This is a genomic window from Streptomyces sp. NPDC056479 (assembly GCF_042795335.1).
Classification (GTDB): Bacteria; Actinomycetota; Actinomycetes; order Streptomycetales; family Streptomycetaceae; genus Streptomyces.
In genome coordinates this window covers 297,862-315,859 of sequence record NZ_JBHTRZ010000003.1, presented here as the reverse complement: position 1 = coordinate 315,859, position 17,998 = coordinate 297,862, and the positions used below count along the sequence as shown (strand labels likewise).

The following is a 17,998-nucleotide window of genomic DNA, read 5'->3' as shown; positions in this document are numbered from 1 at the left end:
CCGGAAGCGGAGCCGCGTCTGGTGTCCGGCCTGGTGAGGGCTCAACTCGGGGGAACACGTGGGGAGTTGTACCGAGCCCCGCGGGGCGTCAGACGGGGCGGAGGGCTTCGTGCTCGTCCCCTGCGCCGAGCGGTTGGTCGCGCTTGTCGCTCTTGTCGCCCTCAGCTCCCCGATGGGCGCGGTGGCGTTGGCGGAACAGCGCGAGGGCCCGGGCGGTGATGACCGAGGTGGAGGCGAGACAGCCGGCCGCCGCGCAGACGACGAGCGCCGGCCAGGCGTAGGTGGTCTGTGCCAGGGTTCCGGAACGGTTCATCAGCAGGCCCAGAAGCGAGGCGAGTTGGGTGAGGAGGAGGACGGGGAGTGCTTGGGGCAGCAGGCGCAGGGCAGTACGCCACCACGGCCGCCGCGCGCTGTGCCGCGCCCATCGCCGCGCCCGCAGGACGCCTCGGATGCCGAGGCCCGTCGCCAGCAGGGTCAGCGCCGCCAGGACCCAGTCGGCCGTCATCGAGAAGGGCTTCACCACCTCGGGGCTCTTGCCCCGCGCGAGGTCGACGAGCCCCAGCGAGATCTGGGCGGCGTCGTCTCCGGAGATCAGGCCGGTGTTGGTGACGACCGCGATGCCGACCTTGCTGTCGGGCAGCAGGGTGGCCATGGCGTTGTGGGTCAGGAGCTGGCCGCTGTGCTGGACCTCCTCGGTACCGTCGTGCCGGTATCGCCCCCAGCCCATCGCGTAGTCCGTGTCGCCCGGCACCTTGGGTGGGGTGTGCGTGAGCCGGATGGTGCGTGCGGTGGCGATCCGGCGGCCGTCGGCGGACAGGCCCTGGTTGTTCTGGGCGATCAGCCACTGGGAGAGGTCGTCCGCGGTGGTGACGACACCGTGGCCGCCGGCGGTGAACCAGCGGGGGTGGGCACGGGCGAACGTCGTGCCGTAGGCGCGCACGTAACCGCGTGCCTGGTCCGGCATCTCGGTGGTCGTGTCGACGGATGCGGTGTCTGTCATGCGCAGCGGGTTGAAGAGCCTGGCGGACAGGTAGTCGGCGAAGGGCTGTCCGCCGACGACCTCGACCAGGCGTGCCGCGACGAAGTAGTTGGGGTTGTGGTAGCGGTGCCGCGTGCCCGGCGCGGTGGCGAGGGGCGCCTCGCGCATCGCGGCCACTGCCTCCTTGAGGGTGTGCGGTTGGGCGCGGGTCAGATCCGGATAGGCGGAGTCGGCCATGCCGGAGGTCTGGGTCAGGATCTGCCGGACGGTGATCTCTTGGGAGCGTCGGTCGGCCATGGTGAACTCGGGCAGGTAGCGGTGCACGGGCTGGTCCAGGTCGACCTTGCCGGCCTCGACCAGTTGCATGACGGCGAGTGCGGTCATCGACTTCGACAGTGACGCCACGGGCAGGCGCGTCCGCTCCGTCATGGCCTGTCCGGCCGCGGTGTGTCCGTACCCGGCGGTGTGGACGACCTGGTCGCCCTTGGTCACGGCGACCACCGCGCCTGGCAGGCGGGTCTGCTCCAGGTAGTCGCGTACGAATCGGTCGATCGAGGCCGGATCCAGAGTGCGGGTGGCGGGGGTGGACCGCGTGGCCGGGGAGGCCGGTACGGCGGTCGCCGCGATCGCGATACCGAGCGCGGCCATCACGGTGCCGAGTCGGCGACGCGTACCGGCTTGAATGGTGAACAGCTTCATGGAACCCAGTGCACCGGTCCGCCCCTCGTCGGCACACTGGCGCACACACGAGTTCAGGGGGTAGTGCTTGCACTACTGCTTCAAGATCTCCGGCTCGCTAGGGTCGACGGATGCGACATCGGACCGCGTGGCAGGCGCTCGGCCAGAACCCGCTGAAGGTGCTCGGCTCCAGCTGGCCCTGGCGCTCCCTGGCATACCTGCTGTCCGGTGTCGTCTTCGGTGCCGTGACCAGCGTCGTCCTCGTGGTCGCGCTTGTCGCGGGAGTCGTCTCGCTGGTGGTGTTGGTCGGCGCGCCGATCCTGCTCGCTGTGGCACTGTCCGGCGTCGCCGTCACCCGCTTCGAGCGGTGGCGCCTGCGTCTGGTGGACCTGGACCCGGTGCCTGACCCCCATCAGGCCCCGGAACGAGCCGGGCCCGCCGGATGGGTGCGGACCCGGCTGCGGGAGCCGGCGACCTGGCGTGAGCTGGGCTTCACGGCGGTGTCGGCGACCGCCTTGTGGTGGATGGACCTCCTCGTTCTGGGCTTCGCTCTGGTCGTACCCGTACTGGTGATCACGTCGCCGATCGACGATCCCGGGGCCTGGCCGCTGGTGATCGTGGGCCTGTGTCTGCTCGCCGCCGCGCCGTACACCATCACCGCATGGGCCGGCGCGAGGGCCGCGGTCACGCGTCTCATGCTGGCGCCGCGCGACAGCGAACTGGGCCGGGAGCTCACCGACGTACGGGCCTCCAGGGCGCGGCTGGTCGACGCCTTCGACGCGGAGCGGCGGCGGATCGAGCGGGACTTGCACGACGGGGCGCAGCAGCGGCTGGTCTCCCTCAACGTGCTGCTCGGCCTGGCCGCCCTCGACACATCGCCGGACTCACCTCTGGCCGGGCAGCTCGCCAAGGCGCAGGAGCAGGTCGGGCTCGCCGTCGACGAGTTGCGTGAACTCAGTCGTGGCGTCCACCCGAAGGCCCTCACCGACCACGGCCTGGCCGCCGCGGTCGAGAACCTGGCGGGCCGCTCCGCTCTCCCCGTCACGGTCGACATCCGCTTGCCGCGTCGTCTGCCGCTCTCCGTGGAGACCACGGCGTACTTCGTGACCGCCGAGGCTCTGACCAACGCGGTCAAGCACAGTGAGGCGACCCGAGCCGAGGTGCATGCCCGCCTGCACGCCGACACTCTCGCCCTGTCCATCAGCGACGACGGCATCGGCGGTGCCGACCCCGAGGCGGGCACCGGACTCATCGGCCTGGCCGACCGCGTCGCCGTGGCGGACGGCAGGTTCCGCATATCCAGCCCTCAGGGCGGGCCTACCCTGCTGTATGTGGAGCTGCCGTGCCGCTGACCGTCGTACTCGCCGAGGACTCCCCGCTGATGCGGGACGGTCTGGTCGGCGTACTCACCCGCTTCGGCCATGAGGTGCCCGCCGCCGTCGGCGACGCGGACGCCCTGATCACCGCGGTGCGGGAACACCATCCCGACATCGTCGTCACCGACGTCCGCATGCCGCCGGACAACTCCGACGACGGTCTGCGCGCCGCCGTCGCCCTGCGCCATGAGCACCCCACCCTGCCGGTCCTGGTGCTCAGCCAGTACATCGAGCAGTCCTACGCCGCCCGCCTGCTCGACCTGGGGAGCGACACCGGCGTCGGCTACCTCCTCAAGGACCGCGTCAGCGCCGTCGGCGAGTTCGTCGACGCCGTCACCCAGGTCGCCGCGGGCGCGACGGTCGTGGACCCCGAAGTGGTCCGCCAACTCCTCAACCGCCGCCGCGATCCCCTGCAACGCCTCACCCCGCGAGAACGCGAGGTCCTCGCGCTGATGGCCGAGGGACGCACCAACGCCGCCATCGCGCGCGAGCTTTACGTCACCGAAGCGGCGGTCAACAAGCACGTCAGCAACATCCTCCAGAAACTGGAACTGCACCTCGACGGCCAGGTCCACCGGCGGGTCCTCGCGGTGCTCACCTACCTCCGTGCATGATCGACGGCGAGTGTTCGTCTGTCGGACGATGCGAAAGTGTTCAGTAGGCCAGGGTCCTCACCTGGGAACTGAATTGTTTTCCGCGCACCTGTTGTGGCCGATCTGCGCACTGAACTGTTCAGTGCGCAGCGTGCAACGCGGGTGGGCCGTGTGGCGCTAGCGGGGATATTCGAACATGCCATCCGCCGGCTCCAGGAGGGCAGCGAAGATGGATCGGTCCAGGGCCTCGGCGGGGGCTTGGTCGATAGTGATGCCGGTGTGGGTTCGGGTGCTGCCCGGCCCAGGTGCCGGCGGTGCCGCGGCCGGTGAAGAAGTTCAGGGCGCCGCAGGCGACTTCGGCGGCGGGGCCGGTGCAGGAGGAGCGCTGGCCGGCAAAGACCACGGCCGTCGCGGGCTGCCAGGTCATGTGCCCGCCGGTGGAGGTGACGGTGACGGCCTCGCCGGTGACCGGGTCGGCCGAGGTGATCACGGCGTCGGTGCCGAGCATGTCCGGGATGCCGAGTGCGTCGATCGCGCACATGGCCCACACCTCGGGGCCGTCGGCGAGCCGGAGGCGGTGGACGGTGGGGGTGACGGAGAAGGGGTATGCGGCCTGGATGCCGCCCTGCGCGTCGAGGGTGAGGAAGTCCTCGGAGGCCAGTTCGGCCAGAATCTCGCCGGGTTGGCGGCCGTAGTCGCACGTCACCTCTTTCAGATCGGCGGCCGCAGGTGCCCGGCCGGTACGCGCGAAGGACCGCAGGACGGCCTGCTGCACGGCGCGCAGCCCTCCGGCCACCGGCGCCGGCCGACCGCGGCCACTTCGCCCCGCCGCGTCCAGGGGCAGGCAGTCGCAGTCTTCGTCGGCCTGCGCCAGGTCCAGGACGCGGCGCAGGTCGGCCACGCTCGGCGCCCCCTCGGTCCGCCCGTCCCGGGTGCGGTACAGCCGGCAGGAGACAGAGGCGGCCGCAGCACCGGGCACCGCGAAGGGGTCGGCGCCATTGGTGAGGACGGTGGGGGAACCGGCCATACCCACCCTGGCGGCCTGCGCCTCATCGGCGACTTCGACCACGTCCACCACGGCGGCCCTGCCGTCCAGCGCCCGGTCGATCCGCTTTTGGGCCAGCGGTGCGCTGGGGCAGTCGGGCACTGTCAGAAGCGCCTTGATGTGTTCGGGCCGCAGCGGCTCCCGTAGCAGCACGTTGCCGCGCAGGAAGATCACTGATGCGGCCACATAGTCGGCCGCTCGCCGGTACGCCGCACCTACCTGGTGTGCCGAGCCCATCCGGTGGACCTCCGTTTCCTACGAGGTCAGGCGGGTACCCGGCTGCCTCGGCACACACGCCGAGCCGTTGCGGGCACAGCCGTGCGAACCGGGTCCGGGACCGCAGGGAAGGAGCACCGTGTCGGCTGGAAACATCGGCCCAGTCCTGGTGGCCGACGCAGGCTCGTCCAGCCTGAGGCTGACCGTGTTCGGCGACGACGGGCAGGTCCTGGCCGAACACCACAGCGCCTCCCCACCCGGCGAAGACGTGTCCGGCCCTCTGCGGCAACTGCTGGCCCAAACGCCATCGCCCACTGCCGTGGGTCACCGCATCGTCCACGGCGGACCCGGACTGCGCAGCCACGTCCTGGTCGACGACGAGGTCCGGGCCGCCCTCGGGAATGTGGCCGACCTGGCACCGCTGCACGTCCCGCCGGCCCTCACTGTCCTGGATACCGCCCGGAACTTGCTACCCGACGTCCCGCACGCCGTCTGCTTCGACACCGTCTTCCACGCCGGCCTGCCCGCCGCCGCCCGCGAGTACGCGGTGCCCGCCACCTGGCGCGAGGAGTACGGGATGCGCCGCTACGGCTTCCACGGGCTGTCCTACGCCTGGGCACTCGGCCGGACGGCCGAGCTGCTCGGTCAGCGCCCCCAGCAGCTCCACCTGGTGATCGCCCACCTCGGCGGCGGCTGCTCCGCCTGTGCGGTGCGCAACGGGACCAGCGTCGACACCACCATGGGCTTCACACCGCTGGAGGGGCTGGTGATGAGCCACCGCAGCGGAAGCGTGGACCCCGGCGCCCTGACCTGGCTGCAGACGCGGCACCGTCTGTCCGCCGACGACATCGAGGACGTACTGAATCGCCATTCCGGTCTGCTCGGCCTCTCCGGCACCTCCGACGACACCCGAGACCTCGTCCGCAGCCGGGCAGCGGGCGACGAGCGCGCCGCTCTCGCCCTGGACGTCTTCACTCATCACTCTCGCCGCGGCATCGCTGCGATGGCCGCGTCCCTCGACCGGCTCGACGCCCTGGTCTTCACCGGGGAGATCGGCGAAGACCAGCCCGAGGTCCGCGAAGAGGTATGCACCCGGCTCACCGCCCTCGGCCTGACCGGCGGCCTGCGCACGCCCGACGACGAGAGCCGTCCGGCAATCGTCAGCGGGCCGGGGGCGGAAATACCGATCGTGGTCGTACCCACCGGAGAGGCCCAGCAGATCGACCACGAGACCCGAACCCTTCTCCGCGGCCCGTGAGGCGCATGGGCGCCTTCCGCCCCGCCTCGTCGCGTTCGTAGGAGAAGTGCGAGAAGGTCGTGACCGGTCGGCACCGCACCGCTACCACTCCTGCTGGCCCGGCGCGCAGTGGCGCCGTTCTCATCCCGTCAGCCCACGTGCACAGGGTGACGTCGGCGGAAGGCCGCGAATGCATGGGTAGCAGCGTTCCAAGACATGTGTCGGCGGGCTCCGGCAGCCAGGCTGACCCGCCGCCGGCCCCCCCCGGGTCTCTGCGGTCAGCGCCCCCGCCCGCCCAGGATGATCTTCCAGACGCGGGTTGCCACCTGCAGATTGAGCCGGGTGTCCACATCCACCAGGTCCCGGTCGCTGATCTCACGAATGCGCTGCAGCCGGTAGCGCAGGGTGCTGCGGTGGACGGTCAGCGTGGCGGCCGCATCGTCGTAGTTGCCTCCGCAGTCGAAGTAGCGCGAGAGCGTCTCCACCAACTCCGTGTCGTGCCTTGCGTCGTAGTCGATCAGCTGGCCGAGCCACTCTCGCACGAAGCCTTCGAGCTCCCGGAGATCGTTTCCGGGCCCCAGGATCCGGTACAGCCCGAGGTCGTCGAAGAACGTCGTCCCGCTGCGCTGGCGGGAGTTCTGCCGCACCTCCAAGGCCCGCAGTGCCTCCTGATAACAGCGGGGAATGCCGTCCGGGGAGTCGCAGCGTGTGCTCACCCCGATCGCTCCGTCGGGCGTCCCCAGCTCATGGGCCAGCGCCGCGTACACGGCGTCGTCGTCGGGCCTCGCTTCGGTCAGCAGGACCATCCGGTCGCCGCGACGGGTGATCAGCGGCCGGGTCGCCGTGGTGGCCGTCGCTTGCTCGACGGCACGGGTGAAGGAGCTGTTCGCGGCGTTGCCCGGCCAGTGCACCACGACCACGTAGTGAGTACGTTGCAGGTCGTGGCCGACGGCTTCGGCCCGGGCATTGGCGCTCGTCTCGTCAGTGCCCTCCAACAGGTCGTCGATCAGCTGGCGGCGCAGCCGCAGTTCGACCTCGGTGAGTTCGCGCATATGCACGAGCTCCTGGGCAAGCGACCGCTGGGCGTGATCCAAGGCGAACATGGTGTGCTCGTTGGCCGTCGCCTCGGGGTCCTCGATGGCGAGTACGCCGAGGACGTCGCCGCGCGGCCGGGCCAGGGCGATCAGCCGGTCTTTGACTCTGACCGGGCCCGCCTCGCGCGCGACCTGGCTCAGCATCTCTTCCTGGGAGGTCGAGGACCGCACCGGATAGGGGTCGGGCCGGTCGGGGCCGGCCCAGGACCTCAGGTTGCCGAACCGGTCCTCGATGAGCGCCGACAGCCCGGTGAGCTCGTACAGCGCTCGGGTGATGGCGTCCTCGCCGCCGCCCCGGGCAGCGACACGGTCGAGGGTCTCGTGCACGGTCTTCTGAAGCTGCAGCTCGGAGCGCACTGTGTCCAACTGCCGCAGTGCGGTGTCCCGTTCGGTGCGGAGGCGGCTCAGTTCCCCGGCGTCGTCGTGCTGCGCGGCGCGCGCGACCGTCAGTGACAGGGCCGCCGATGTGAGCCCCACGAGGGTCGAGAGGAGGAATTGCCCCTGCTCATCGGGGCCGGAGTGGGAGGAGACCACGAGGTAGCCCAGCAGACGGTCGGCCCCGCGCAGGCCGAACGCCCAGGTCCAGGACCCTGGAAGAGGTACGGAGCCGTCAGCCTCGCCCAACTCCTTCATGCCCGCGTCGTCGACCGTTGGCGCTCCCACGTCGTGGCCGGGGATGCGGGACAAACCGTCGTCCGTCGCGAGGTATCCGGCCTCGGCGTGGTAGGGACCGAGGGCACTGACGTGCCGCATGGCCAACCGCACGATCTCACTCTGCTCCGCGCAGTTGAACAGGGTGTGGGACAGCATCAGCAGCCCGTGTGGGTCCAGCGCCGCGAGCGGACGGAGGTCGTGCCGTTCGGCGCCCGCGGTGTTGCTCGGGTGGCGGGTCACCTTCTGGTCGGAGACATGAGGGGAAAGCCTCCGTGACGGATGGGAGGCCATGGTCACTCCGTTCTCCTCCGGTCATCGGAGGCGATCGAGCGAGTCGTGGGATCCACTCCTGGGCGTGCCCTAGGCACCCAGCCTAGGCAAGGACATCCGCCTTGTCCGAATTTGAGCCTTGTTCTCGTGGACCGACCGACCGCGTCGATTTCTGACCTGCCGGGTGCAGGCGAAGCGCGCTGCTCTCTTGCAACTCTGGGCTTGTCAGGGATCACCGGGCGCACCGGTGGCCGTGGCAGGAAGGACTGGCTGATGAACGAGCAGGTCCGCAGGACCATCGCCTCGTACACGACCTACCAGGAGGCGGAACGAGCCGTCGATCACCTGTCCGATCACGGTTTTCCCGTCGAGAGGGTGGCCATCATCGGGCAGGACGTGCGCCTGGTCGAGCAGGTGACCGGCCGCATGGGACATGGCGGGGCCGCGCTGCAGGGCGCGGCGAGCGGTGCCCTGCCCGGCGCACTGATCGGGTGGATCTTCGGGCTCCTGAACTGGCTGGACCCGGTCGTGTCGGGACTGCTCCTCGCCTTGTACGGGCTGGTTTTCGGAGCACTCGTCGGCGCTCTGCTCGGCCTGCTGGTGCACGCGGCCCAGCGTGGCCGCCGGGACTTCGCCTCGGTGAGCTTCATGCAGCCCAGCCGGTACGACGTCGTCGCCGACGAAGCGGTCGCCGACGAGGCGGTGCAGATGCTGGCCGAGCTGCCCAGCGGGACCGGCACCAGCACAAGCAGCGGCGCTTGGAAGAGCAGCCGCCCGTGGAGCGGTCCCGCCGTCACCTGAGCGAGTGCGGAAGACCGGGCGCGACTCCGAGGCGAACGGGGGCCGCCCGTCGCGGAAGGAGTTCCTCATGGCCAAGGCAGTAGGCATCGACCTGGGCACCACGAACTCGGTGATCGCCGTCTGGGAGGGCGGCGAGTCAGCGGTCGTTCCCAACAGCGAGGGCAACCGCACGACGCCGTCCGTGGTGGCCTTCACCGACACCGGCGAGCGCCTGGTGGGCCAACTGGCCCGACGCCAGGCGATCCTCAACCCCAAGGGCACCATCTACTCGGCCAAGCGGTTCATCGGCCGGCACTTCGACGAGATCTCCGAAGAGGCCAAGGCCGTCGCGTACGACGTGGTCGAGGGAGACGGCGGCGCCGCCCGCTTCAAGGTGCGCGACAAGCTCTACGCGCCTGAGGAGATCAGCGCGCAGGTGCTGCGCAAGCTCGCCGACGACGCCTCCAAGCAGCTGGGAGAACGCGTCACAGAGGCGGTCATCACGGTGCCCGCCTACTTCAACGACGCCCAGCGCACCGCCACCAAGGACGCCGGACGGATCGCCGGCCTGGAAGTGCTGCGGATCATCAACGAGCCGACCGCGGCCGCCCTCGCCTACGGCATGGACAAGAAGCAGCACGAGACGGTGCTCGTCTTCGACCTGGGCGGCGGCACCTTCGACGTCAGCATCCTCGACGTCGGCGACGGCGTGGTGGAGGTACGGTCCACGGCGGGCGACAGCCATCTGGGCGGCGACGACTTCGACCGCCGGCTGGTCGACCAGCTCGCCGACGGCTTCCAGAAGGAGAACGGCATCGACCTGCGCCAGGACCCACAGGCCCTGCAACGCCTGTTCGAGGCCGCCGAGAAGGCCAAGACCGAGCTCAGCTCGGTGACCCAGACGCAGGTCAGCCTGCCGTTCATCACGGCCGACGCATCCGGTCCCAAGCATCTGACCACGACGATCATGCGGTCCACGTTCGAGCAGATCACCGGCGACCTGGTGGAGCGCTGCCTGGGCCCGGTGCGGCAGGCCATGGACGACGCCAAGGTCAGTGACAGCGACATCGACGAGGTCATCCTCGTAGGCGGCTCCACCCGCATCCCCGCCGTCCAGGCCCTGGTGCGGAGGCTGACCGGCGGCAAGGAACCCAACATGAGCGTCAACCCCGACGAGGTCGTGGCGATGGGCGCCGCGATCCAGGCCGGGGTCCTCAAAGGCGAGGTCAAGGACGTCCTGCTGCTCGATGTCACTCCGCTGTCGCTGGGCGTGGAGACACGCGGCGGCGTGATGACGAAGATCATCGAGCGGAACACCACCATCCCGGTGCGACGCTCCGAGACCTTCTCCACCGCCGAGGACAACCAGCCCGCCGTCGATGTCGTCGTCCTGCAGGGCGAGCGTGAGAGCGCCGCCGACAACCGGGTCCTGGGTCGCTTCCAGCTCACCGACATCCGCCCCGCGCCGCGCGGCGAGCCGCAGATCGAGGTCATCTTCGACATCGACGCCAACGGCATCCTCAACGTCACCGCGCGGGACAAGGACACCGGCAAGGAGCAGGGCATCACCATCAGCGAGAGCTCCAACCTCGACCGTACCGAGGTCGAGCGGATGGTCCAGGAGGCCGAACGCAACCGCGGCGAGGACCAGGCCCTGCGCGAGGCGGTCGACGCCCGCAACGAACTGGACGCCATCGCCTACCAGGTCGAGAAGCGCCTCAGCGAGCTCGGCGACGCCGCGCCCGCACACGAGAAGGCCCGCGCCGAGATGCTGGTGTCCGAGGCCCGCGAGGCGGTCAAGAACGAGGTCGGGGCGGACAAGGCCCGGCCGCTGGCGTCCGAACTCCAGCAGGTCTTCGCGGGGCTCGCAGCCCACCAGGCGGGAGCCGCCGCGGGCGGTCCGGCGGGCACCGGCTCACCGGACGGGTCCGGTCCCGGCGAGGCCGAGCCGGGCGGCGCCGGGGACGACGACGATGTGATCGACGCCGAGTTCGACAAGGGCTGAGGTGGCCCGCCATGCCCAAGCCACACCGGGGCCGAGAGCCCGACCCGCCGCCCAAAGGCGCCGTACAGCCGCCGCGCGGGGACCTTGAGCAGTCCGGACCGCCGGCCGAGGAGGCCGAGCCGGGGCCCGACGCCGCAACCGCCACCGCCGCACCCGAGGACGAATACGCGGCCGCGCTGCGAGAAGCCGAGGACCGCTGGCGCCGCGCCCTGGCCGACCTCGACAACCTGCGCAAACGCCACGCCAGGGAGCTGGAGCGGGAGGCCTCGGCCGAACGCGCCCGTACGGCAGCGGCCTTCCTGCCCGTCATCGACAACCTGGAACTTGCTCTGAGCCACGCGACCGCCGACCCCGACGCGATTGTCGAAGGTGTCCGGGCCGTGCGCGACCAGGCCGTGAACGTCCTGGAGCGGCTGGGCTACCCGCGCCACGCAGAGAGGGGCGTGTCGTTCGACCCGGCCCGGCACGAGGTGGTCGGCGTGGTCCAGGATTCCGACGCCGATCCGAACACCGTGGTCCAGGTGCTGCGACCCGGTTACGGGGAGGCCGAGCGGCAGCTGCGGCCTGCCGCCGTGACCGTCGCCAAGCGGGAGTGACCCTCCATGGCACGCGACTTCTACGAGGTGCTCGGCGTCGCCCGAACCGCCGACCCGGACGAGATCCAGCGGGCCTACCGCACCCTGGCCCGCAGGTACCACCCCGACGTCAACAAGGACCCCCAGGCGGAGGAGCGGTTCAAGGAGATCAATGAGGCCTTCAGCGTCCTGTCCGATCCGGAGCAGCGAGCCCGGTACGACCGCTTCGGCGAGGACTTCCGGAAGATCCCGGAGGACTGGGAGGAGCGAGTCGCCGCCGGCGCCGGAGCCGGCAGCGGCTTCTGGGGGACCACCGGCGGCGGTCCCCGGGTGCGGTACTCCACCGCAGGCTTCGGGGGAGAGGGGGTCGACGTCGAGGATCTGTTCGGCTCGCTCTTCGGCGGCGCAGGGCGGATGCGTGTGCCCGGCGCCGACCAGGAGGCCGAACTGCCGCTCACCGTCGAGGAGGCATACCGGGGCGGCCGCCGTACGGTCACCCTCGCCGGGCCGGCCGGGCAGCGGCGCTACCAGGTCGACGTGCCGCCCGGCGCCACCGACGGGCAGCGCATCCGGCTGGCCGGGGAGGGCGGGCGCGGGAGCGGCGACGACGCTCCCGCCGGGGACCTGTACCTGAGGGTGCGGATCCAGCCCCACCCCGAGTTCCGCCTCGAGGGCCGGGACGTCCACGTGCGGCTTCCGGTCACCCCGTGGGAGGCGGCGCTGGGCGCGACCGTGCCGGTGCGCACGCCGAGCGGTGCCACGGCGAAGGTGACCGTGCCCGCCGGGTCCTCCAGCGGACGGCGCCTGCGGCTGCGCGGCGAGGGCATGCCGGGCCCGCGCGGCGCGAACGGAGACCTGTACGCGGAGCTGCGGATCATGGTGCCGCCCCGGCTGAGCGACCGGGAGCGCGAGTTGCTGGAGGAACTTGCGGCAACATCCTCGTTCGACCCCAGGAGGACCTGATGAGCGACCGACCGGCCGAGGCCCGCCCGTCCCGCGCACGCACGCACGAGGTAGGCGTGCAGTACGCGATCGTGCCCGTGCCCAAGCTCTCCCTGGAGACCGTGGCCCGCCGCTCAGGCCTCCATCCCGACCTGATCCGTCGGTTCGTCGCCCTCGGACTGGTGGACGCCGACCGTGACGCCTCCGGACGGCTGGTGTTCGCCCCCACCGCCCCGGCCGCCCTGGCCCGCGTCCAGCGGTTGCGCACCGGGCTGTGCCTGAACTACGCATCAGTCGGTCTGGTGCTCGACCTGCTCGACCGCATCAGCTTGCTCGAAGCCGCGCTGCGGCGTGCAGGCGTGAGGAGTGATCTACCACCATGGACATGAACCGCCTGACCCAGAAGTCCCAGGAAGCCCTGCAGGAGGCCCAGAGCGCCGCCGGCCGCCTGGGCCACACCGAGGTCGACGGCGAGCATCTGCTGCTCGCCCTCCTCGACCAGGACGAGGGCCTGATCCCGCGGCTGCTGCAGCAGGCGGGCACCGAGCCCGAGGAGTTGCGCGCGGCCGTACGCGAGGAGCTCTCCCGTCGGCCCAAGGTGACCGGCCCGGGCGCGGCACCGGGTCAGGTCTTCGTCACCCAGCGCCTGGCCCGGCTGCTGGACGCGGCGGAGCGGGAGGCCAAACGCCTCAAGGACGAGTACGTGTCCGTGGAACACCTGCTGCTGGCCCTGGCCGAGGAGGGCTCGGCGACCGCCGCCGGGCGCCTGCTGAAGGAGCACGGCGTGACCCGGGATTCCTTCCTCGGCGCGCTCACCCAGGTCCGCGGCAACCAGCGCGTGACCTCCGCCAACCCCGAGGTGGCCTATGAGGCCCTGGAGAAGTACGGCCGTGACCTGGTCGCCGAGGCCAGGACGGGGCGCCTCGACCCCGTCATCGGCCGGGATGCCGAGATCCGCCGCGTCACCCAGATCCTCAGCCGCAAGAGCAAGAACAACCCTGTCCTGATCGGCGACCCCGGCGTCGGCAAGACCGCCATAGTAGAGGGGCTCGCCCAGCGCATCGTGCGCGGTGACGTGCCCGAAGGACTGCGCGACAGGACGGTGTTCGCCCTCGACATGGGCTCGCTCGTGGCAGGCGCCAAGTACCGCGGCGAGTTCGAGGAACGCCTCAAGGCCGTACTGAGCGAGGTCAAAGCCGCCGAGGGGCGGATCCTGCTCTTCGTCGACGAGTTGCACACGGTCGTCGGCGCGGGCGCCGCCGAGGGCGCCATGGACGCGGGCAACATGCTCAAGCCCATGCTGGCACGCGGCGAACTGCACATGATCGGCGCGACCACCCTGGACGAGTACCGCAAGCACATCGAGAAGGACGCCGCCCTCGAACGCCGCTTCCAGCAGGTACTGGTCGACGAACCCAGTCTGGAGGACACCATCTCCATCCTGCGCGGACTGCGTGAACGCCTGGAGGTCTTCCACGGTGTCAAGATCCAGGACACCGCTCTGGTCGCGGCGGCGACGCTCTCCCACCGCTACATCACCGACCGTTTCCTGCCCGACAAGGCCATCGACCTCGTCGACGAGGCCTGCGCTCGGCTGCGTACGGAGATCGACTCCATGCCGGCCGAGCTCGACGAGATCACCCGCCGCGTCACCCGCCTGGAGATCGAGGAAGCCGCCCTGTCCAAGGAGACCGACCCCGCCAGCAAGGCCCGCCTGGAGGAACTGCGCAAGGAACTGGCCGACCTGCGCGGCGAGGCCGACGCCAAGCACGCACAGTGGGAGGCCGAACGGCAGGCGATCCGCCGCGTGCAGGAACTGCGCCAGGAACTGGAGCAGGTCCGCCACGAGGCGGAGGAGGCCGAACGCGCTTACGACCTCAACCGCGCCGCCGAACTCCGCTACGGCCGCCTCCAGGACCTGGAGCGCCGACTCGCCGCAGAGGAGGACCAACTGGCCGCCAAACAAGGGCAGAACCGGCTACTGCGCGAGGTCGTCACCGAAGAGGAGATCGCCGACATCGTCGCCGCCTGGACCGGCATCCCCGTCGCCCGCCTCCAGGAGGGCGAACGCGAGAAACTGCTGCGCCTCGACGAGATCCTGCGCGAGCGCGTCATCGGCCAGGACGAGGCCGTCAAGCTCGTCGCCGACGCCATCATCCGCGCCCGCTCCGGCATCCGCGACCCGCGCCGCCCCATCGGCTCGTTCATCTTCCTCGGCCCGACCGGCGTCGGGAAGACCGAGCTGGCCAAGACCCTCGCCCGGGCCCTGTTCGACTCCGAGGAGAACATGGTCCGCCTCGACATGAGCGAGTACCAGGAGCGGCACACCGTCAGCCGGCTCATGGGGGCCCCGCCCGGATACGTCGGCTACGAGGAGGGCGGCCAACTCACCGAGGCCGTACGCCGCAAGCCGTACTCGGTCGTGCTGTTCGACGAGATCGAGAAGGCGCACACCGATGTGTTCAACACCCTGCTGCAGATCCTCGATGACGGCCGCATCACCGATGCCCAGGGCCGCACGGTCGACTTCCGCAACACCGTGATCATCATGACGTCCAACATCGGCTCCGAGCACCTCCTCGACGGCGCCACCGCCGAGGGTGAGATCAAGCCGGACGCCCGCGCCCTGGTGATGGGCGAGCTGCGCGGGCACTTCCGCCCGGAGTTCCTCAACCGCGTCGACGACATCGTGCTGTTCAAGCCGCTCGGTGAGCTGCAGATCGAGCGGATCGTGGAGCTGCAGTTCGACGAGCTGCGGCAGCGGCTCGCCGAACGCCGCATCACCGTCGAACTCACCGACGCCGCCCGGGAGGTGATCGCCCACCAGGGCTACGACCCGGTGTACGGGGCCCGGCCGCTGCGGCGCTACATCTCCCACGAGGTCGAAACCCTCGTCGGGCGCGCCCTGCTGCGGGGCGACGTCCAGGACGGCGCCACGGTCCGCGTCGACGCCCAGCACGGAGAGCTGGTGGTCACCTACGACCAGCCCGAGGACGTGACGGGAGCGAGGGCGGCATGAGTACCGTCCAAGCCACCAACGTCACCTGCCCGCACTGCGGGCGCACCAACCGGGTACCCGTGGCCGCCGAGGGCCGCCCCAGGTGCGGCCACTGCAAGCAGCCTCTGCCGTGGATGGCCGACGCGGGCGACGACGACTTCACCGAGGTCGTCGAGCAGGCCACCGTGCCCGTCGTCGTCGACCTGTGGGCCACCTGGTGCGGCCCCTGCCGCATGGTGAGCCCCGCGCTGGAGAAGGTCGCCGCCGATCTCGCGGGAAAGATCAAGCTGGTCAAGGTCGACATCGACAAGAACCCGCGCCTGGCGCAGCGGTTCGAGGTCCAGGCGGTACCGACGCTGCTGGTCCTCGACAAAGGACAGACCATCGCCCGACAGGCGGGTGCCGCACCTGCCCCTGCCCTGCGGCAGTGGGTGGAGCACTCGATCGCGGGCCACGAACCGGCCGGGAAAGGGTGATCGGCCATGACCGTAGGAACAGACCCACACCTCGCCCTCGTACGCCCCGTCACTCCGCGCGCCCCTGGGTGCGAGGAATGCCTGGCCGCACGTTCCCCCTGGGTCCACCTCAGGCTCTGCCTGACCTGCGGCCACGTCGGCTGCTGCGATTCCTCGCCGAACCGGCACGCCCGCCGTCACGCCGCCGCCGACGGCCATCCGATCGTGGCCTCGCTGGAGCCCGGCGAGGACTGGCGGTGGTGCTTCGTCCACGAGGCGTTCGTGTGATGCCCGGCGACGAGACGCGGCCGGGCACAGCGCCGGTGCCGGACGAGGCGGAGGAGAGCGTCCCCTTCGAGACACCCGACATCTATGGCGCCTATCCCCGTCTGTCGGACGACCAGATGGCCCGCCTGGCGCAGCACGGCCAGAGGCGCGCGGTTGACGTTGGTGACGTGCTGATCCGGGAGGGGGAGCGGTGTGAGGCGTTCTACGTCGTCCTCAGTGGCTCGGTCACCATCGTCGAGGGTTACGGCACACCCGGCGAACGCCTGCTGCGTGTCCACGGTCCTGGCCGCTTCATCGGCGAACTCGGCCTCCTGAACGGACAGGTGGCTTTCTACACCGCCGTGGTCAGGGACCCCGGCGAGATCCTCGCTCTGTCCATGGATCAGCTGCGTGACCTGGTGACCCGGGACTCCATCCTCGGTGATGTGGTGCTGCGCGCCTGCCTGGGCCGCCGTGCTCTGCTCGTCGGGCAGGGCGCCGGCTTCCGCATCATCGGCTCGCGCTACTCGCCCGACACCCGGCGGCTGCGCGAGTTCGCCGCCCGCAACCGGCTGCCGCACCGCTGGATCGATCTGGAGACGGACGAGGAGGCCGAGGCGCTGCTGCGCCGCTTCGCGGTCGGTCCGGAGCAGACGCCGCTGGTGATCTGGCGGGACACGACACTGCTGCGCAATCCGAGCAACGCCGAACTGGCCCGGTTGATCGGCTTGCCGCCCCTGCCATCGGGCAACGGACGCGGCGATCTCCTCATCGTCGGCTCCGGTCCGGCCGGTCTCGCCGCCGCGGTGAACGCCGCCTCGGAGGGCCTCGGCACGACCGTGGTCGAGGCGATGGCCACCGGCGGCCAGGCCGGAACCTCGTCCCGCATCGACAACTGCTTCGGCTTCCCCTCCGGCATATCCGGCGCCGAACTCACCGAGCGCGGGGTGCTCCAGGCGGGCAAGTTCGGCGCTCGGATCAGCGTCCCGGCGGAGGCGGCCCGGCTCGAACGGCGGGAGGACCATTATGCCGTTGGGTTCGCCGACGGCAGCGAGATCACCGCCCGTACCGTCGTTCTGGCCACCGGCGCCCACTACCGCCGCCTCCATGTGCCCGGCATCGAGCCGTTGGAGGGCGCGAGCGTCCACTACTCGGCGACCGTCTACGAGGCCCAGCAGTGCCGTACCGACCCGGTGGCGGTCGTCGGCGGCGGCAACTCCGCGGGGCAGGCGGTGCTCTTCCTGGCCGGGTACGCACCGCAGGTGTATCTGCTCGTCCGTGGGCCGAGCCTCGAGGCGCACATGTCCCGCTACCTGATCGATCAGATCGAGCGCCACCCGCGGGTGCACGTGCTGCTGCACACCGAGATGACCGAGGCACTCGGCGACAAGGCGCTGGAGGCGGTCACCGTGGTCGACCACCGCACGGGCGAGCACCGCCACCTGGCGGTGCGGGCCCTGTTCGTCTTCACCGGCGCCGACCCCCACACCGAGTGGCTGTCCGGCGCGCTCGCCCTCGACGAGCGCGGCTTCGTGCTCACCGGCGCGGAGGCGCAGGCCTGCTCCGTTCCCGAACTGTGGCAGAGCCAGGGCCGCGACTGCCTGACGTTGGAGACCAGCCTGCCTGGCGTCTTCGCCGCCGGCGACGTCCGCAGCGGCTCGGTGAAGCGCGTGGCCTCCGCGGTCGGCGAAGGCGCGATGAGCATCCACTTCGTGCACCGCTACCTGGACCACACGGCCGCGCCCGGCGGCACCGACAGCTCCTCGCGCACCCGTCCGAAGGAGTCCGCTTGGCTCGCATGACACTCAGCGGGCGACGAGATCACGAGAAGGAG

General features: G+C 70.8%; 15 protein-coding genes. 12 read left to right on the top strand and 3 right to left on the bottom strand.

Going from position 1 to position 17,998, the window contains the following annotated elements:
* Positions 1-88: 88 nt before the first annotated feature.
* Positions 89-1,678, bottom strand: coding sequence for a serine hydrolase domain-containing protein (locus ACFQ6S_RS12900; RefSeq protein WP_383407245.1), 1,590 nt, complete (start codon positions 1,676-1,678; stop codon positions 89-91).
* A 110-nt stretch (positions 1,679-1,788) separates the two neighbouring features.
* On the opposite strand from ACFQ6S_RS12900, the gene ACFQ6S_RS12895 reads away from it, so the two are divergent.
* Entirely contained in the window at positions 1,789-3,009 is a 1,221-nt protein-coding gene (locus ACFQ6S_RS12895) for a sensor histidine kinase (RefSeq protein WP_383407242.1), read from the top strand.
* Complete coding sequence (locus ACFQ6S_RS12890) at positions 3,000-3,647, top strand: response regulator (protein WP_383407241.1); 648 nt, start codon at positions 3,000-3,002, stop codon at positions 3,645-3,647. Before ACFQ6S_RS12895 ends, ACFQ6S_RS12890 begins: the two co-directional genes overlap by 10 nt.
* A gap of 118 nt (positions 3,648-3,765) precedes the next feature.
* Here ACFQ6S_RS12890 and merB read toward each other — a convergent pair whose 3' ends face one another.
* Positions 3,766-4,908, bottom strand: coding sequence for an organomercurial lyase (gene merB, locus ACFQ6S_RS12885; protein ID WP_383407238.1), 1,143 nt, complete (start codon positions 4,906-4,908; stop codon positions 3,766-3,768).
* A 118-nt stretch (positions 4,909-5,026) separates the two neighbouring features.
* Between merB and ACFQ6S_RS12880 the strand changes: the two genes are divergently transcribed.
* Positions 5,027-6,145, top strand: a complete 1,119-nt coding sequence (locus tag ACFQ6S_RS12880) for an acetate/propionate family kinase (RefSeq protein ID WP_383407236.1) — start codon at positions 5,027-5,029, stop codon at positions 6,143-6,145.
* A gap of 257 nt (positions 6,146-6,402) precedes the next feature.
* On the opposite strand, the gene ACFQ6S_RS12875 is transcribed toward ACFQ6S_RS12880, so the two are convergent.
* Positions 6,403-8,163 (bottom strand): PucR family transcriptional regulator, encoded by a 1,761-nt coding sequence (locus ACFQ6S_RS12875; RefSeq protein ID WP_383409236.1) that lies wholly within the window; start codon positions 8,161-8,163, stop codon positions 6,403-6,405.
* Between the two features lie 252 nt (positions 8,164-8,415).
* Between ACFQ6S_RS12875 and ACFQ6S_RS12870 the strand changes: the two genes are divergently transcribed.
* From ACFQ6S_RS12870 to ACFQ6S_RS12830, 9 genes are all read left to right on the top strand, one after another.
* Positions 8,416-8,943 carry a general stress protein gene (locus tag ACFQ6S_RS12870; protein ID WP_383407233.1) on the top strand — a complete coding sequence of 176 codons (528 nt, stop codon included), beginning with the start codon at positions 8,416-8,418 and terminating at the stop codon, positions 8,941-8,943.
* A 67-nt stretch (positions 8,944-9,010) separates the two neighbouring features.
* Entirely contained in the window at positions 9,011-10,927 is a 1,917-nt protein-coding gene (dnaK, locus tag ACFQ6S_RS12865) for a molecular chaperone DnaK (protein ID WP_383407230.1), read from the top strand.
* A gap of 11 nt (positions 10,928-10,938) precedes the next feature.
* Complete coding sequence (locus ACFQ6S_RS12860) at positions 10,939-11,523, top strand: nucleotide exchange factor GrpE (protein ID WP_383407227.1); 585 nt, start codon at positions 10,939-10,941, stop codon at positions 11,521-11,523.
* A gap of 6 nt (positions 11,524-11,529) precedes the next feature.
* Positions 11,530-12,465 carry a DnaJ C-terminal domain-containing protein gene (locus tag ACFQ6S_RS12855; protein WP_383407224.1) on the top strand — a complete coding sequence of 312 codons (936 nt, stop codon included), beginning with the start codon at positions 11,530-11,532 and terminating at the stop codon, positions 12,463-12,465.
* On the top strand, positions 12,465-12,833 hold the full coding sequence (locus ACFQ6S_RS12850) for a chaperone modulator CbpM (protein WP_383407221.1): 369 nt from the start codon (positions 12,465-12,467) through the stop codon (positions 12,831-12,833). Before ACFQ6S_RS12855 ends, ACFQ6S_RS12850 begins: the two co-directional genes overlap by 1 nt.
* Entirely contained in the window at positions 12,824-15,463 is a 2,640-nt protein-coding gene (gene clpB, locus ACFQ6S_RS12845; protein WP_383407218.1) for an ATP-dependent chaperone ClpB, read from the top strand. Before ACFQ6S_RS12850 ends, clpB begins: the two co-directional genes overlap by 10 nt.
* Positions 15,460-15,918, top strand: coding sequence for a thioredoxin (trxA, locus tag ACFQ6S_RS12840; protein WP_383407215.1), 459 nt, complete (start codon positions 15,460-15,462; stop codon positions 15,916-15,918). Before clpB ends, trxA begins: the two co-directional genes overlap by 4 nt.
* A 6-nt stretch (positions 15,919-15,924) precedes the next feature.
* Positions 15,925-16,185: a UBP-type zinc finger domain-containing protein gene (locus ACFQ6S_RS12835; RefSeq protein ID WP_383407212.1), complete on the top strand. Its 261-nt coding sequence runs from the start codon at positions 15,925-15,927 to the stop codon at positions 16,183-16,185.
* Positions 16,185-17,966, top strand: coding sequence for an FAD-dependent oxidoreductase (locus ACFQ6S_RS12830; RefSeq protein ID WP_383407209.1), 1,782 nt, complete (start codon positions 16,185-16,187; stop codon positions 17,964-17,966). The genes ACFQ6S_RS12835 and ACFQ6S_RS12830 overlap by 1 nt, the downstream gene beginning before the upstream one ends.
* Positions 17,967-17,998: the final 32 nt, after the last annotated feature.

Coding starts and splice junctions, on each gene's coding strand:
- ACFQ6S_RS12900 (WP_383407245.1), bottom strand. CDS start 1,678: ATGAAGCTGTTCACCATTCAAGCCGGTACGCGTCGCCGACTCGGCACC.
- ACFQ6S_RS12895 (WP_383407242.1), top strand. CDS start 1,789: ATGCGACATCGGACCGCGTGGCAGGCGCTCGGCCAGAACCCGCTGAAG.
- merB (WP_383407238.1), bottom strand. CDS start 4,908: ATGGGCTCGGCACACCAGGTAGGTGCGGCGTACCGGCGAGCGGCCGAC.
- ACFQ6S_RS12875 (WP_383409236.1), bottom strand. CDS start 8,163: ATGGCCTCCCATCCGTCACGGAGGCTTTCCCCTCATGTCTCCGACCAG.
- ACFQ6S_RS12870 (WP_383407233.1), top strand. CDS start 8,416: ATGAACGAGCAGGTCCGCAGGACCATCGCCTCGTACACGACCTACCAG.
- dnaK (WP_383407230.1), top strand. CDS start 9,011: ATGGCCAAGGCAGTAGGCATCGACCTGGGCACCACGAACTCGGTGATC.
- ACFQ6S_RS12860 (WP_383407227.1), top strand. CDS start 10,939: ATGCCCAAGCCACACCGGGGCCGAGAGCCCGACCCGCCGCCCAAAGGC.
- ACFQ6S_RS12855 (WP_383407224.1), top strand. CDS start 11,530: ATGGCACGCGACTTCTACGAGGTGCTCGGCGTCGCCCGAACCGCCGAC.
- ACFQ6S_RS12850 (WP_383407221.1), top strand. CDS start 12,465: ATGAGCGACCGACCGGCCGAGGCCCGCCCGTCCCGCGCACGCACGCAC.
- clpB (WP_383407218.1), top strand. CDS start 12,824: ATGGACATGAACCGCCTGACCCAGAAGTCCCAGGAAGCCCTGCAGGAG.
- trxA (WP_383407215.1), top strand. CDS start 15,460: ATGAGTACCGTCCAAGCCACCAACGTCACCTGCCCGCACTGCGGGCGC.
- ACFQ6S_RS12835 (WP_383407212.1), top strand. CDS start 15,925: ATGACCGTAGGAACAGACCCACACCTCGCCCTCGTACGCCCCGTCACT.
- ACFQ6S_RS12830 (WP_383407209.1), top strand. CDS start 16,185: ATGCCCGGCGACGAGACGCGGCCGGGCACAGCGCCGGTGCCGGACGAG.